General features: G+C 65.7%; 13 protein-coding genes and 1 riboswitch. Of the genes, 3 read left to right on the top strand and 10 right to left on the bottom strand.

The features are described 5' to 3' along the window. Nucleotides 1-54 precede the first annotated feature (54 nt). The 5 genes from CH266_RS19690 to CH266_RS19670 form a co-directional block, all read right to left on the bottom strand. The gene (locus CH266_RS19690; RefSeq protein WP_027497367.1) at nucleotides 55-1,029 is read right to left on the bottom strand and encodes an ROK family protein; all 975 of its coding nucleotides are present in this window, start codon (nucleotides 1,027-1,029) and stop codon (nucleotides 55-57) included. Nucleotides 1,030-1,068: 39 nt separating this feature from the next. Then, nucleotides 1,069-1,488: a hypothetical protein gene (locus CH266_RS19685; protein WP_032374360.1), complete on the bottom strand. Its 420-nt coding sequence runs from the start codon at nucleotides 1,486-1,488 to the stop codon at nucleotides 1,069-1,071. Between the two features lie 43 nt (nucleotides 1,489-1,531). Next, the gene (locus tag CH266_RS19680) at nucleotides 1,532-2,746 is read right to left on the bottom strand and encodes an ArsA family ATPase (RefSeq protein WP_255175976.1); all 1,215 of its coding nucleotides are present in this window, start codon (nucleotides 2,744-2,746) and stop codon (nucleotides 1,532-1,534) included. Nucleotides 2,747-2,787: 41 nt separating this feature from the next. Next, complete coding sequence (locus CH266_RS19675) at nucleotides 2,788-3,222, bottom strand: SRPBCC family protein (protein ID WP_027497370.1); 435 nt, start codon at nucleotides 3,220-3,222, stop codon at nucleotides 2,788-2,790. Between the two features lie 133 nt (nucleotides 3,223-3,355). Then, nucleotides 3,356-3,748, bottom strand: coding sequence for a polyketide cyclase / dehydrase and lipid transport (locus CH266_RS19670; RefSeq protein WP_094715985.1), 393 nt, complete (start codon nucleotides 3,746-3,748; stop codon nucleotides 3,356-3,358). A 133-nt stretch (nucleotides 3,749-3,881) separates the two neighbouring features. Here CH266_RS19670 and CH266_RS19665 point away from each other — a divergent pair, with 133 nt between their 5' ends. Next, a complete protein-coding gene (locus CH266_RS19665) occupies nucleotides 3,882-5,726 on the top strand; it encodes an AMP-dependent synthetase/ligase (RefSeq protein WP_094715984.1) in 1,845 nt (614 codons plus the stop codon). 39 nt (nucleotides 5,727-5,765) lie between these two features. Here CH266_RS19665 and CH266_RS19660 read toward each other — a convergent pair whose 3' ends face one another. The 5 genes from CH266_RS19660 to CH266_RS19640 form a co-directional block, all read right to left on the bottom strand. After that, a complete protein-coding gene (locus tag CH266_RS19660; RefSeq protein WP_094715983.1) occupies nucleotides 5,766-6,890 on the bottom strand; it encodes a glycosyltransferase family 4 protein in 1,125 nt (374 codons plus the stop codon). Between the two features lie 58 nt (nucleotides 6,891-6,948). Further along, a complete protein-coding gene (locus CH266_RS19655) occupies nucleotides 6,949-8,331 on the bottom strand; it encodes a hypothetical protein (protein ID WP_094715982.1) in 1,383 nt (460 codons plus the stop codon). A gap of 29 nt (nucleotides 8,332-8,360) precedes the next feature. After that, nucleotides 8,361-9,344, bottom strand: a complete 984-nt coding sequence (locus CH266_RS19650) for a C40 family peptidase (protein WP_080729233.1) — start codon at nucleotides 9,342-9,344, stop codon at nucleotides 8,361-8,363. Between the two features lie 390 nt (nucleotides 9,345-9,734). After that, nucleotides 9,735-10,289 carry a C40 family peptidase gene (locus CH266_RS19645; RefSeq protein WP_176457144.1) on the bottom strand — a complete coding sequence of 185 codons (555 nt, stop codon included), beginning with the start codon at nucleotides 10,287-10,289 and terminating at the stop codon, nucleotides 9,735-9,737. A 16-nt stretch (nucleotides 10,290-10,305) separates the two neighbouring features. Then, a riboswitch (cyclic di-AMP (ydaO/yuaA leader) is annotated at nucleotides 10,306-10,468 on the bottom strand. A 115-nt stretch (nucleotides 10,469-10,583) separates the two neighbouring features. Further along, on the bottom strand, nucleotides 10,584-10,865 hold the full coding sequence (locus CH266_RS19640) for a hypothetical protein (RefSeq protein ID WP_032384652.1): 282 nt from the start codon (nucleotides 10,863-10,865) through the stop codon (nucleotides 10,584-10,586). Between the two features lie 169 nt (nucleotides 10,866-11,034). Between CH266_RS19640 and CH266_RS19635 the strand changes: the two genes are divergently transcribed. Continuing rightward, entirely contained in the window at nucleotides 11,035-12,750 is a 1,716-nt protein-coding gene (locus tag CH266_RS19635; RefSeq protein WP_032374363.1) for a DEDD exonuclease domain-containing protein, read from the top strand. Nucleotides 12,751-12,937: 187 nt separating this feature from the next. After that, nucleotides 12,938-13,213 carry an Lrp/AsnC family transcriptional regulator gene (locus CH266_RS19630; RefSeq protein WP_032370294.1) on the top strand — a complete coding sequence of 92 codons (276 nt, stop codon included), beginning with the start codon at nucleotides 12,938-12,940 and terminating at the stop codon, nucleotides 13,211-13,213. Nucleotides 13,214-13,219 lie beyond the last annotated feature (6 nt).

Below are 13,219 nucleotides of genomic sequence, written 5' to 3'. Positions count from 1 at the left end.
AGCCACATCGACGAGCAGTCGTCGTGCGACATCACACGGCGTCGGTCCGGACCGTCATCGTGCGGTGGTGACGAACTGTGCTCGCGCGAGCTCGGCCGCACCGATCATCCCCGCGGCCTCGCCCAGTTCGGTGCTGCGAATCCGTGCCAGCGGGCGATGCCCCGCGCCGGTGACGAGCTCGGCGTACTTGTCCGTGGCACGAGCGAGGAATTGGCTCGACGAAGTGGCCACACCGCCGGCCAACACGATCAGGTCGGGGTCGTACACATCGCTGACCATCGAGAGTCCGACGCCGAGCCAGTGTGCGAAATCCTCCATGGTGCGTCGGCCGATCGAGTCGCCGTCGTGCGCGGCGCTCGCGATCCGACGCCCGGTCAACGAGCCGGGATCGAGGAAGACCTCGCGCGCCAACCTCGTCGAGGACGACGGGTCTGCGGCCAACAACTCCACCGCCGTATCCACCAGTGCAGTACCGCTGCAATACCGTTCCCAGCACCCGCGTTTGCCGCAGGGACACGCGCGTCCGTCGGGCACCACCTGAATGTGACCGAGTTCGGGTGCCACCCCGTGGCTCCCTCGATAGATTCGGCCGTCGATCAGCAGCGCCGCACCGATTCCCGTTCCGATCGCCACCATCACCACGTTGCGGCCACCCGATGCCGCTCCGAAACGGTATTCCGCCCATGCGGCGGAGTTGGCGTCGTGTTCGAGCAGGACCGGTAGTCCGATGCGTTCGCTCATCTCGGTTGCGACCGGCGTGTCGACCCACGGCAGGTGCGGAGCGAACCGGACCGTCGTGCGGTCGGAATCGATGAAACCCGCCACCGCCAGACCGACGGCAGCGATGTCGTGCCTGCCGGCCAGCTCCTGCACGGCGCGGTCGAGACCACGCTCGAGTGCACGAGCAGTGTGGGGCGTGGGTGCTGCGGTCGAGTCGAGCACCTGACCGTCCGCGTCGACAACCGAGGCGCGCAGGCTCGTGCCGCCCACGTCGATCCCGACCGTCAATCGCTGATGATGACGCTTCATTCGTTCATGCCTTCCTCGGCCGTCCCCCCACGGCGATGGTCACTCCTTGACCCGAACGGTAATCGGTACGAACGCCGGTCGACGAACGGACGGCGCAGAGGTGTCCTCCGACACGTCCGCGTCGGCGTCGACCCGGTCGGCAGCGGACGCGGTCGACTCGGTACCTGGCTCGCTGCTACCCCCAGCGGCGTGTTCGGTGCCCGGCGCGGTGTGGTCGATCAACAACTGGCGTAGCAGTGCGACGACGACGGCCCCTTCCGAGGCAACGAGTTCGACGAGATCGTGCCGTTCACCGCGCACCAACGCCGCGAGCGCACACACCGGGCACCAGCTGCAGCCCTGCTGATCGCGGTCCTGCTGTGTCTCGGCAACTCGGCGCAGGATGGGCTCGAGACGTGTCAGGACGGTGTCGGCCAACGCCAGCAGGTCCGCGCCCAACTCCGAATGCCCGGCCGTCACAGCGTCTCTCCGCTCACAGCTCTTACGGTCATGGCTCGGCCGCTCACAGCGGCCACACATCGGGGTCGGGTCGGAAACGCACCACCAGGAACGGGCCGTCGAGTTCCGCAGAATCGGCAATACACCGACGCAACACCGACGCCAACGTGACGCGTCGCCGCCTACCGTCGGCACTCACTATCAAGTCGTCCTCCACTCGCCCCAGACCCAAGGTGGTCGAATCGACCACCGGCAGAAGCATTCTCATCGCGTACACGGATTCGAGTCCGCTCCCCGACTCGAGTTCGACCGACGGTCGACCGGCCGGGCTCGACGCACGTCGTTCGAGGGAGTGCGGTGCCAGGTGCTCGGCCACATCCTGCAAGGGGCCCAACCCTACCGGTTCCACTTCACAGTGCTCCACCTCCACGATCGGAACCGCGCCGACGCGTCCTCGGAGTTCGGCCAAGGCGTCGAGCTGCGCGGCCCGCCATCGCTCGAACCAGAACACCGCAGGATGAGCTCCGACCAGACCGATCGACGAAGAATTGAGAGCCGGGAGCATCCGGTTCACCAGCAGTCGGTCGACGCGAACGCCGAACAGAGCCGCTGCGGAGAGCGTGCGTTCGGCGTCGACGATGGACAGGTGCTCGGGGGTCAGGACCACGGTTGCCCCGGTCCGGTCGGGATCGGTGATCAGCGCCCGGACCGATTCGATCTGTCCGAGGATCCGCTCGATCATGGCCACCACGAGCGTGAGCCGCACGTCGGTTCCGGTGCCGGCGACCATGCGATCGTGGCGCGGCCACACGCGCTCGAAATAGGACGAGACGGTGTCGGGCAGCTGCAGGGTTCGCAGCGCATCCCCCGATGCCGGAAGATCGACTATCACTGTGTCCCAACGACCTTCGTCGACGAGCCGGGACACCTCGTGCAATCCCAACAGCTCCTCGATACCCGGGAACCCCATCAGCTCCTCCGGCTCGATCGCGCCGAAACTCACGCCGTGTTCGTGGCCTGCCGAAGCCACCGACAGCATCGAACCCAAACCGCGGTACCGCTCTTCGAGCAGCCGCGAGGTATCGATCTCGACGACGTCCAGGTTCGGAGCAACCGCTCCGATGCCCGAGTCCTCGTCGGTGTCACCTTCTGCGCCGAGGGCGTCGCGGAGCGAGTGCGCCTGGTCGAGGGAGGCGATCAGCACCTCTTGGCCCGAGGCCGCGAGCGCAAGACCCGACGCAGACGCCAGGGTGGTCTTCCCCGCGCCACCTTTGCCGATGAACAGCGATACCGTGGTGCGGGGTTCGGGGCGAGCGTCGGTCAGCCTTCGACCCGCTTCTTCAATTCCTTGAGCGCAGTGTCGGTGATGACCTTCTCTGCTTTGCGCTTGAACAGGCCGATCATCGGAATGTTCAGATCGACCGTGAGCTCGTACGTCACGTCGGTGCCGTTGCCGGTCTCACGCAGCGAGTACGACCCGTTCTGAGATTTCTGCATTTCGCCCGAGACGAGATTCCACGACACCGAATTGCCGTCCGCGGCCCAGTCGTACTCGAGTTCGTACGTGTCTTTCACCATTCCGGCGTCGAGCACGAACTTGACCCGCTTTCCCCGTCCGTCCGCACCGACTTCGAGGACCTCGACGGACTTCGCGGCGGACACCCACGTGGGATACGCGTCGAAATCGGCGATGACGTCCATGACCCGACTCGGTGGGGCTTCGACGACGATCGACCTCTGGGTTTTCTCCGCCATGACTACTGGTCCGCTTCCTCTCGGGTACTTCGATCCGCTTCGTTCGCTGCCTGCTGTGTAACCCGCGGCAGGCCTATCTCACACGATCGAACCGCCGACGCACAACGCGAACCGGCCGACCGTACCGCGCGGTTCATTCGGGAGCTGAACTCGACGCTACGTGGTGGGGTGCCTCGCCCGCTGACCTCCCGGCCTCGAGCTCCCGCTTCAGCTGGAAGGTCATGGCGCGGCCGGCCACCCGACGCGCATGCTGCTCGGTGGCCGACTCACTTGCTGAGGCCGGCTCGGCGTGCAGGAAGTAGTGGACGATCACGCCGTCGAGTACGGGCTCGAGCCACAGCTCCATCGTTCCGACGACGCCGCCGCGGACCGACCACCGAATGCCCTTCTCGCCGCGATCCTCGGTCACGGTCAGCGACAGGTCCGGCCACCACCGCCGCCACCGCTCCGGCGAGACGAACGCCTGCGCCACCGCCGCACCGGGCGCTGCCACGAATGTCTGATCCGCAACTTGAATACTGCTCATCGTCAGAGCTTCACATATCGGGTCCGAGACCAGGACCGCCGAGGCACATTCGGGACCGCGCGCCCCGGGTCTAGAGTATCTGTGAAGCCGAGCTATCGACTTTCTCCAACCCGTTCGATCCGGAGGTAATCCCGTGCGCGAGTTCACTGTTTCCGCCGAGTACGACATCGCGGACACCGACTCGGCTGTCGACAGCGTCTTCGCCCGCGCTCGGACGTCGCCGGATGCCGTGGTGTTCCGTCGGCTCGACGACGGCCGATGGACCGATGTCGGTGCCGCAGAATTCGAGCGACTGGTCGTCGACGTGGCCAGGGGCCTCGTCGCGGCAGGTATCGAGCAGGGCGATCGCGTCGCGCTCATGTCGTCCACGCGATTCGAGTGGTCGGTCATCGACTACGCGGTCTGGGCCGCGGGCGGAGTGACCGTGCCGATCTACGAGACGTCGTCGGCGGGCCAGGTCGAGTGGATTCTCGAAGACGCCGAGCCGGTTCTGTTGGTCCTCGAGAACGACGCGCACGTACGGGAGACAGAAGCCGTCGTAGCTGCGGCGCCGTCGGTACGTCGAACGTTCGTGATCGACAACGCTTCCGGCACGGGCGCAGTGCAGGCTCTGATCGACAACGCTTCCGGCACGGGCGCAGTGCAGGCTCTGATCGACAACGGCGCGGACGTCTCCGAAGACGTTGTGCACGAACGAGTCTCGACACTTCGCTCGTCCGATCCGGCCACGTTGATCTACACCTCGGGCACTACCGGCCGCCCCAAAGGTGTGCAATTGACGCATGCGAACCTCCTTGCGGAATCTCGCGGCATTCGCCAGACGTCGTTGAAAGCTCTTCTGACACAGGGCCGCAGTACGTTGATGTTCCTGCCGATGGCGCACGTCCTCGCTCGCGCGGTGAGTATCGCGTCGTTCGATGCCGGAGTCACCCTCGGCCACACCAACGACATTCCCAACCTGGTCGCGACCTTCGGGACATTTCGACCGGACTTCATTCTGTCCGTGCCGCGCGTGTTCGAGAAGGTCTTCAACACTGCGAAGCAGAAGGCACACAGCGACGGCAAGGGCAAGATCTTCGATCTCGCGACCGAGTGCGCAGTGGCGTGGAGCCAGGCGCAGGATTCCGGTGGCCCATCGATCGTGTTGCGCGCCAAGCATTTCGTGTTCGACAAGCTGGTCTACGCGAAGCTGCGGACCGCTCTCGGCGGCAAGTGCGAACTCGCCATCTCGGGCGGCGCACCACTGGGAGCGCGACTCGGCCACTTCTACCGCGGCATCGGCGTGACCATCTACGAGGGCTACGGCCTGACCGAAACCACTGCGGCGTTCGCGGTGAACACCATCGGATTCCAACGTGTGGGCAGCGTCGGACGCCCGCTACCCGGGAACACCGTCCGCATCGCCGGCGACGGTGAGATCCAACTACGCGGACCCGTTGTGTTCGACGGATATTGGCGAAACGAGAAGGCGACCGCGGAATCCCTCGACGACGGGTGGTTCCGCACCGGCGATCTCGGATCCGTCGACGAGGAGGGATACATCACGATCTCCGGCCGCAAGAAGGAACTGATCGTCACCGCCGGCGGCAAGAACGTCTCACCCGCGGGCCTCGAAGATCACCTTCGTGCCGGAGCACTGATCAGTCAGGCCGTGGTGGTCGGTGACCAGAAGCCCTTCATCGGTGCCCTCATCACCCTCGATCCGGATGCGTTCGACAAGTGGAAGTCCGCACACGGCAAGGACTCCGACGCCACCGCAGCGGATCTGCAGGCCGACCCCGATCTCGTCGCCGAGATCGACGCCGCCGTCGCCGATGCCAACAAGTCGGTCTCACACGCGGAATCCATCAAGAAGTACCGCCTGCTCCCCCACGACTTCTCGGAGGAGAGCGGCGAATTGACGCCGACGATGAAGCTCAAGCGCAATGTCATCACCAAGGCGTACGCCGACGAGATCGAGGCGATCTACGCGAGGTGACACGCGTGGCGTGAGCCGTGGTGCGAGCGGACCGCCCGGTCAGATCAGCGACCGCAGTTTCTCCGTCAGCACGTCCCAGCGCCATTCCGCGTCGACCCATGCCCGACCGGCGTTGCCCATCTGCGTCGCCAGTGTTCGATCGGACAGGATCGTCACGATCGCGTCGGCGATGGACGACACCGAAGTCCCGTCGACGACAAGCCCGGTCTTGTTGTGCTGCACAGCTTCCGGAGCGCCTCCCGACATCCCGGCAACCACCGGAACGCCACAGGCCGACGCCTCGAGGTAGACGATTCCGAGCCCCTCGACGTCGAGGCCCGCGCCTCGGGTGCGGCTCGGCATCGCGAACACGTCGGCAATCGTGTGATGGGCAGCCAGTTCCGCAGACGGCACCGTCCCGGTGAACACCACGTGCTGCTCCATCCCGGTGGAACGAACCAGTTCGCGCAACGTGTTCTCGTACGGACCGCCGCCGACGATCACCAGAACCGCCCCGTCCACCGTGCGCCGGATCTCCGGTAGCGCCCGGATCAGAAAGTCCTGGCCCTTACGCGGCACCAGCCGCGACAGACACAGAACCGTCGGTCGGTCACCGAGGCCGTACCGAGCACGTAACTCCGTCCTCGCGGCATCGTCGGGCACGAAGCGATCGGTGTCGACCCCCGGCGGCAGATGCTCGAGTGCCGCCGACGCCCCGAACGCCGAGCTGAATCGGCTCCGCGTGTACTTGCTCACGTAGGTCACCACATCGGTGTTCTCCCCGATGGTGCGCAGCGTCGCGCGACCACCGGGCACCATCGACCACCCCACCTCGTGGCCGTGTGTGCTCGCCACGATGCGATCCGCCCCGGCTTTGCGCAGGTGTGACGACATCACCGCCAACGGGGCCGCGGCACCGAACCACACCGAGTCGCACCCTCGGGTCTTCACGATGCGCGCTGCGCGGCGAGCCACCAACGGAGTAGGCAGCATCAACGTGGTCGGATGCCTGATGACCTCGAAGGGTTGTTTCGCATCGAACTTCACGTGCGAATCACCACGCCACCGCGGCGCGTAGACCACGAGCTCGTCGGCGGGCAACTGCGAGGCGAAGCTGTGCAAGTAGGACTGGATTCCGCCCGGCCGGGGCGGAAAGTCGTTCGTCACCAGAAGAGTCCGACGCATGACGACAACCGTAGCGCTCCCGATCGGACAGCTCGTGTCGACGACGCGCACGTCCGGGTCAGCGTGACCGAGCGGCCACCCAGTTGCCCCACTCCGCGACGAACCGGGTTCGGCTCGAACTAAGGACCGAGGTGATCGCTGCGTCGACGACTCCGTCCGACCCGGGTCCGGCCGCCAGCGCCTCGTAGAACCTGCGCAACGTGGACTCGCCGTACCGGTCGGCCACGAACGCGAAAACCGACCAGGCTGACTCGTAGGCCACGTTGGAGCGGGTGCCGCCTGCACCGAAATCCTCGTCTTTCGGCAACACGGTCGGCGGGCCACCGGCAGCCACGATCGATGCCAGAGTAGGTGCCAGCTGCCGGAAGTCGCCACCGGAACTGCGATACCCGGAGTAGTCGGCGAAACCCTCCGCCACCCACAACGCGGTGCCTTCCGCCGTCTTCGCCCGCGCCGCCACATGCGTCAACTCGTGCCGAAGCACCGAACGAAGAGTGAACGGAGTCAGCCGCGACGCGGCATCGGGACCGAACACCACGCGCTGACCCGTCGGACGCGACCCGCCGGCCACGGCGTCGGACACGGTCACTGCGGCCACGTCCGTCGAGGGCGAGGACCCCGTCGATTCGTCGAACTCCTCGGCCGTCGAACTGACGAACACCAGTCCGTCCCGGGCCCAGTCGGCTCCCCAGAAGTCGGTGACCGCAGCGGTCGCCGCGGGCAGCTCGGCGGCCACATCTGCCACGAACTGCTCACGGTCGGGATGTCCCAACACCACCGACGTGCCGGATGCAGTGGCGACCGAGCGCACCGTCACGGGCCCGAAATCCCACGGACCGCGCCAGGTGTGGCGACGGTAGGTCGGCAAGTCGGCGTCGTCGACCAGTCGCCACTGGCCGTCGCGTTCGGCGACCACCAGCGAAACCGGCCGGCGGGTCGGCGAGGCATCCGGGCCCTGCACGGCATACCGCAGGTACACCGGTGGAGCCCACACATCGGTGGCATCCAGCTGCTCGGCAATCGACGACGGCACGGGGGTCTCGGGTTCGTCACCGATCTCGTAGTCGAAGTCCGAGAAAGGAACCGTCGGAACGACAGTCGCCCGGCGAACCTGCGCATCCACGAACGTCGGATCCGCGAGGGGGTCGAGCAACCCACGCAGCGCCGATTCGTCGCCGGAACGGAGGGCAGCCGCCCAGCGCTCGAGCAGCTCGGTCACTTCGGCGCGGCGCTGCTCGTCGTAGGTCGGCGGATTCTGGGAGGCCGACGGATCGGACGAAGTCGACGCGCTCGATGTCGCCGCTCCCGATGCAGGACCGTCGTGACGATGAACCAGCAGCAGCGTCGACGCCACTGCCAGAACGACCAGGACTGCCGCCCATCGCGCCCGCCCCGACGCGGTGAGCGCGTGGACAACGGACGGCCGTTCCGTACCGCTCATTCAGGCGTCAGTCGTCGTTCGCGGCACAGTCAGTATCGACGGGCCCCATAGAACGGGAACGACGCCATCGACTGGACCTTCACCGGTACCCCGAAGGTGGAGGCATGCAGAACGTTGCCGTTACCGGCGTAGATACCGACGTGTGATGCGTCCGGGTAGAACAGAACGACGTCTCCCGGCTGCAGATCCTTCTGATCGACGGGAGTTCCGCCGGCAGCCTGAGCCTGACTCGACCGCGGCAACGTCTTTCCGACCTGCTTGTAGGCCCAGACGACCAACCCGGAGCAGTCGAAACCGTCGGGGCCGGTCGCTCCCCAGACGTACGGCTTGCCGATCTGTGTGAGACCGGCTTGCAACGCGCTGGAACCGGAGCCCGGCGTCAAGTTCTTCAGAATCGTGGAGGGGTCGAAACCTTCGGGAAGCGCCGATCCCGCGAGGGCCAGCTGCTCGGACGAGGAAAGCGCGCTGTACGCGGCCATGACTTCGGCGATCTGGCCCTGAAGTTCACTCTGCTTCGCCTGCAGATCGTCGCTGACCGCTTTGGCCTGCTCGGCGGCGACTCTGGCCTGTTCTGCGGCGGTCGCGGCGGCCTGCTCTGCCGCGGATGCATCCGCGCTGGCCTGCTGGAACCGAGCTACCTGGCCGGCTGTCTCGGCGGAGATGACATCGAGGGCCGACATTTGGTCGAGCAACTGTTGCGGGGAGTCGCTGACCATGACCGCGAACAACCGGTTGGTGCGAGCGCCCTGGTAGTTGACATTGGCCACCTTGTCCATGGCGGGTTTGAGCTGCGCCAGCTGCGACTGGGCGGCGTCGAGGGCCGCCCGACTGGCATCGACGGCGGTCTGCGCATCGAGCTGCTCGCGAGCCCGAGCGTCGAGATCGATCTGCGCGTTGTGCAGCGACTCATTGGTCTGTTCCGACTCTCTGGACAGCTCCGCCAGCTTCGCCTGCGCGTCGGAAGCCGAGCCGAACCCCGGATCGGCGCTCGCCGTCGTGATCGGCACCACCATGATGCACGCGGCCGCAACGGCTGTGGTCACCGAGCTACCTACTAGTCGTAGAACTCGGGTGGTTCTCGATATCGCCACGGAAAGCGACTCTCCGTCCTGACATATGCCATTCCAGCTGGAGTGGCGGTTGGAAAAAGTGACCGGAACCGAACGATACCCATGCTCAGCTGGGCGCGGACGTGAACACGGTCCGAAATCGACGCAGTCTGCACGTGACAGATCACAAACCAAACGTCGGAGAGGTCTCGATCAGATTACGAACTGGACGCTCTGCTGTCCACCGTACCGGCGTGTCGCCCGGAAACCGTCCCTGGAAACGACAACAGGGCCGAACCGTCGAAACGGATCGACCCTGTCGGTCGGTACACAACTCCGGTCGGAGCACTCGGCTCAGTAGCGTCGAGCACCGTCGAACGGCATGGAGTCCACGGGAGCAACCTTGACCGGCACGCCGGACGTGGATGCGTGCACGACGTTGCCGTCGCCGATGTACATACCCGAGTGCGAGCCGCCGTAGAACGAGACGACGTCGCCGGGCATCAGGCTGTCCCGCGAGACCGGAGTGCCCGCGGCTGCCTGGTCGTAGCTCGTACGGGGCAGGCTGACGCCGGCCTGCTTGTAGGCCCACTGGATCAGGCCCGAGCAGTCGAACGAATCCGGACCCGATGCGCCGTACACGTACGGAGCGCCGATCTTGGACTCCGCCGCCTGGACGGCCTTGGCAGCCGGGGTGACCTGCGGGGCAAGGGGCGCACCCGGAGCGGGCACGCCCGGAATGTTGAGGGGAGGGAGACCCGGGATGTCAGGAATCTCGAAGGTTCCGACGCCGGGGATGGTGACTGGGGCCGCCATTGCCGGTGCAGCGGGGAGAATCACCACGCCTGCCGTGAGCGCTCCGGCTACGAGAGCTCGCCGCAATGTTCGGTTGGAAAGTTGTGACGCCACGAAAGATGGTGCTCCGTTTCTTCCACTCGTCCGCCGACCGAGTTAGCTGACGGGTTCGGGCTGGGAAGAGCAGCCCTACCCACCGGCCACCATCGGTGACTCGGCGGGATTCACCCCAGTAAATATCGGGTTCCCGGTACGAACACTCTCGCGAGTGATCGATTAGGCGGTGACTTGCGACGCCACTCCGGTTTGGACTGGCAAGACTCCGCAAGGTCTCAGGAAGGTTACGAAATGGCATACCCCTGTGTCGACCCCAACGCGCCGAACGGACCGAATTGGGCCGTGTTCTCGCTACCCGGCGCGTTGATCGCCCGGTGTGTCACGAGTCGATAACAGGGGAACATCCGCGGTGCCGTCGTCGTTCACGACGAGCTTGAGCGCGGGCACCATACCGACGTCGGCGAGCACTCCCATGGCACCGAGTTCTTCCTGCTCGAGGGTGATACGAGACGGTGAACCGACCCACTGCCCATCCGATCTCGCGGGCATCCCGGGAGCCCCCAGAAGCACCGTCACAACGCAGTCGGCGCAGGCGATGTCACGAACCAGGCAGTCACTGCAGTCGATGATCATTGTGATCCTTGTCTCTTTGTCGCGTCGGACGGTGTAATCGGCCGATCGAACGAAAGGTAGCGCCAGCCACCGACAGGTTCCGCGACTCGACAATCGGCACCGACCGACACGATGCCCTCCGACGCCGTGTTCGGCGTTCTTGTCGGAGGTCGGCCCTAACGTCGTCGCAGTGAGCCTGCCGATCCAGCTGACGTTCGACGAACTCGACACCCCGCTTCACGCCACCACGTTCGTCGTCGTCGACCTCGAAACCACTGGTGGCAGCGCTGACACGGAGGCGATCACCGAAATCGGGGCAGTCAAGGTCAGAGGCGGCGAGATCATCGGCGAATTCGCTACCCTCGTCGACCCGGGCAGATCGATCCCGCCCTACATCGTCGAGTTGACCGGCATCACGACGGCGATGCTTATCGGGGCTCCCCGCATCGAACGCGTTCTCCCCGGCTTTCTCGAGTTCGCTCGCGGATCGGTACTGGTGGCACACAACGCCGGGTTCGACACGGGATTTCTCAAGGCCGCAGCGAGTCGACTCGACATCGCCTGGCCCCGCTTCCAGGTGCTCTGCACGGTCAAACTCGCCCGGCGAGTGCTCACGCGCGACGAGGCACCCTCGGTGAAACTGTCCGCCCTGTCGACGTTGTTCAGATCCAGCACTCGGCCGACTCACCGAGCATTGGACGACGCGCGTGCCACGGTGGACGTGTTGCACGGCCTGATCGAACGAGTGGGCAACCAGGGCGTACACAGTTACGCGGAACTGGTCGACTACCTCCCTGCGGTGTCGGCGGGGCAACGAGCCAAACGCGGCCTGGCCGCACACCTGCCCGATACACCCGGCGTCTACCTCTTCCGAGGACCGTCGGACGAGGTCCTGTACGTAGGCACCTCGAACAACCTCAAGCGTCGGGTGCGCAACTACTTCACCGGTTCCGAGACACGTGGGCGAATGAAGGAGATGGTCTCGCTCGCCACTCGCGTGGACCACGTCGAATGTGCGCACGCACTCGAGGCAGGAGTCCGCGAATTACGGCTGCTCTCGGCTCACGTCCCGCCTTACAACCGCCGATCGAAGTTTCCCCGCAAAGGGTGGTGGGTCACCCTCACCGACGAAGCGTTTCCGCGTCTGTCGATCGTGCGCACTCCCGCACCCAACAGCCTCGGACCGTTCGCTGTTCGGGCGGACGCGGCGGAGGCCTCCGCCCTCGCCGCAGAATTCTGTCGACTTCGTACATGCACCCGCCGGTTGGGCCGCGCGGTTCGACACGGTGACGAGTGCACCGCGACGGACGTCGGTGGCTGCCCAGCTGCGTTCTCCGGGCCCCTGACGGCCGAGGAGTACTCGGGTGCCCCGGCGAAATTTCTGGCGTTCGTGTGTGGACACGACGACGAGCTGCTGTTCGCGATGCGACGCCGCGTCGCCGAACTCGCGGACCGTGAACTGTTCGAGACAGCCGCGCGTCTCCGCGATCGAATCGCGGTGACGGTGAACGTGCTTCGCAGGATGCACCGGGCGGCCGCCGTTGCGGCCATCGCCGAGCTCGTGGCGGCCAGGCGAACAGCCGACGGTGGTTGGGAGCTGATGGTGGTGCGCTTCGGCCGCTTGGCCGGGGCGGCCGTCGCGCCGCGAGGAGTGCACCCGATGCCCGTCGTCGATGCGATCACGGCGTCGGCCGAGACGGTGATGCCCGATGCGACGCCACTTCGCGGTGCGCCGCCGGAAGAGGTGAGCCTGATCGCGTCGTGGCTCCACACGGACGGAGTGCGCATCGTTCGCACCAGCAGTGGCTACTGCAGCCCTGCTCGGTCTGCGGGTTCGTGGGAGGAGTGGTGTCGAACGGCCCGAGAAGCAACGCGGCAGGAGTGGAGCCCGCGGAACGACCGATGAGGCAGGAGTGGAGCCAGCGGAACGACCGATGAGGCAGGAGTGGAGCCCGCGGAACGACCGATGAGGCAGGAGTGGAGTCCGCGGAACGACCGATGAAGCGAGAGTGGAGTCGGCCGAGCAACTAGTGTTGTCTCGGTTGGGTCGAGCTCGCGTCGTGTGTGAGCCCGGAGATGCGTGAGGAGCACAGATGATCAATGCCATCGTCTTGATCGACGCCGAAGCCGATCTGATTCCGGAGACGGCGCAGGCCGTTGCCGATGTGGACGGTGTGTCGGAGGTGTATTCGTGCGCCGGCGACGTCGATCTGATTGCCATCGTCAAGGTGCGTGATCATGCGTCGATAGCCGAGGTCATCACCAAGCACATCAATCGTGTTCGTGGTGTTCGCAGTACGACGACTCACATTGCGTTTCAGTCGTATTCGAGTGCCGACGTCGATGCAGGATTCTCGATCGGCGAGTAGTTCGGT

The sequence above is a fragment of the Rhodococcus sp. 06-1474-1B genome, assembly GCF_002258885.1.
Taxonomy (GTDB): Bacteria; Actinomycetota; Actinomycetes; order Mycobacteriales; family Mycobacteriaceae; genus Rhodococcoides; species Rhodococcoides fascians.
Note: the sequence above shows the minus strand (reverse complement) of the source record. Positions and strands in the feature narration are given on the sequence as shown.

What these genes read in the sequence shown, in the direction of transcription:
- CH266_RS19690 (WP_027497367.1), bottom strand. Translation starts at nt 1,029, where the DNA reads ATGAAGCGTCATCATCAGCGATTGACGGTCGGGATCGACGTGGGCGGC.
- CH266_RS19675 (WP_027497370.1), bottom strand. Translation starts at nt 3,222, where the DNA reads ATGGCGGAGAAAACCCAGAGGTCGATCGTCGTCGAAGCCCCACCGAGT.
- CH266_RS19670 (WP_094715985.1), bottom strand. Translation starts at nt 3,748, where the DNA reads ATGAGCAGTATTCAAGTTGCGGATCAGACATTCGTGGCAGCGCCCGGT.
- CH266_RS19660 (WP_094715983.1), bottom strand. Translation starts at nt 6,890, where the DNA reads ATGCGTCGGACTCTTCTGGTGACGAACGACTTTCCGCCCCGGCCGGGC.
- CH266_RS19655 (WP_094715982.1), bottom strand. Translation starts at nt 8,331, where the DNA reads ATGAGCGGTACGGAACGGCCGTCCGTTGTCCACGCGCTCACCGCGTCG.
- CH266_RS19650 (WP_080729233.1), bottom strand. Translation starts at nt 9,344, where the DNA reads ATGGTGGTGCCGATCACGACGGCGAGCGCCGATCCGGGGTTCGGCTCG.
- CH266_RS19640 (WP_032384652.1), bottom strand. Translation starts at nt 10,865, where the DNA reads ATGATCATCGACTGCAGTGACTGCCTGGTTCGTGACATCGCCTGCGCC.
- CH266_RS19630 (WP_032370294.1), top strand. Translation starts at nt 12,938, where the DNA reads ATGATCAATGCCATCGTCTTGATCGACGCCGAAGCCGATCTGATTCCG.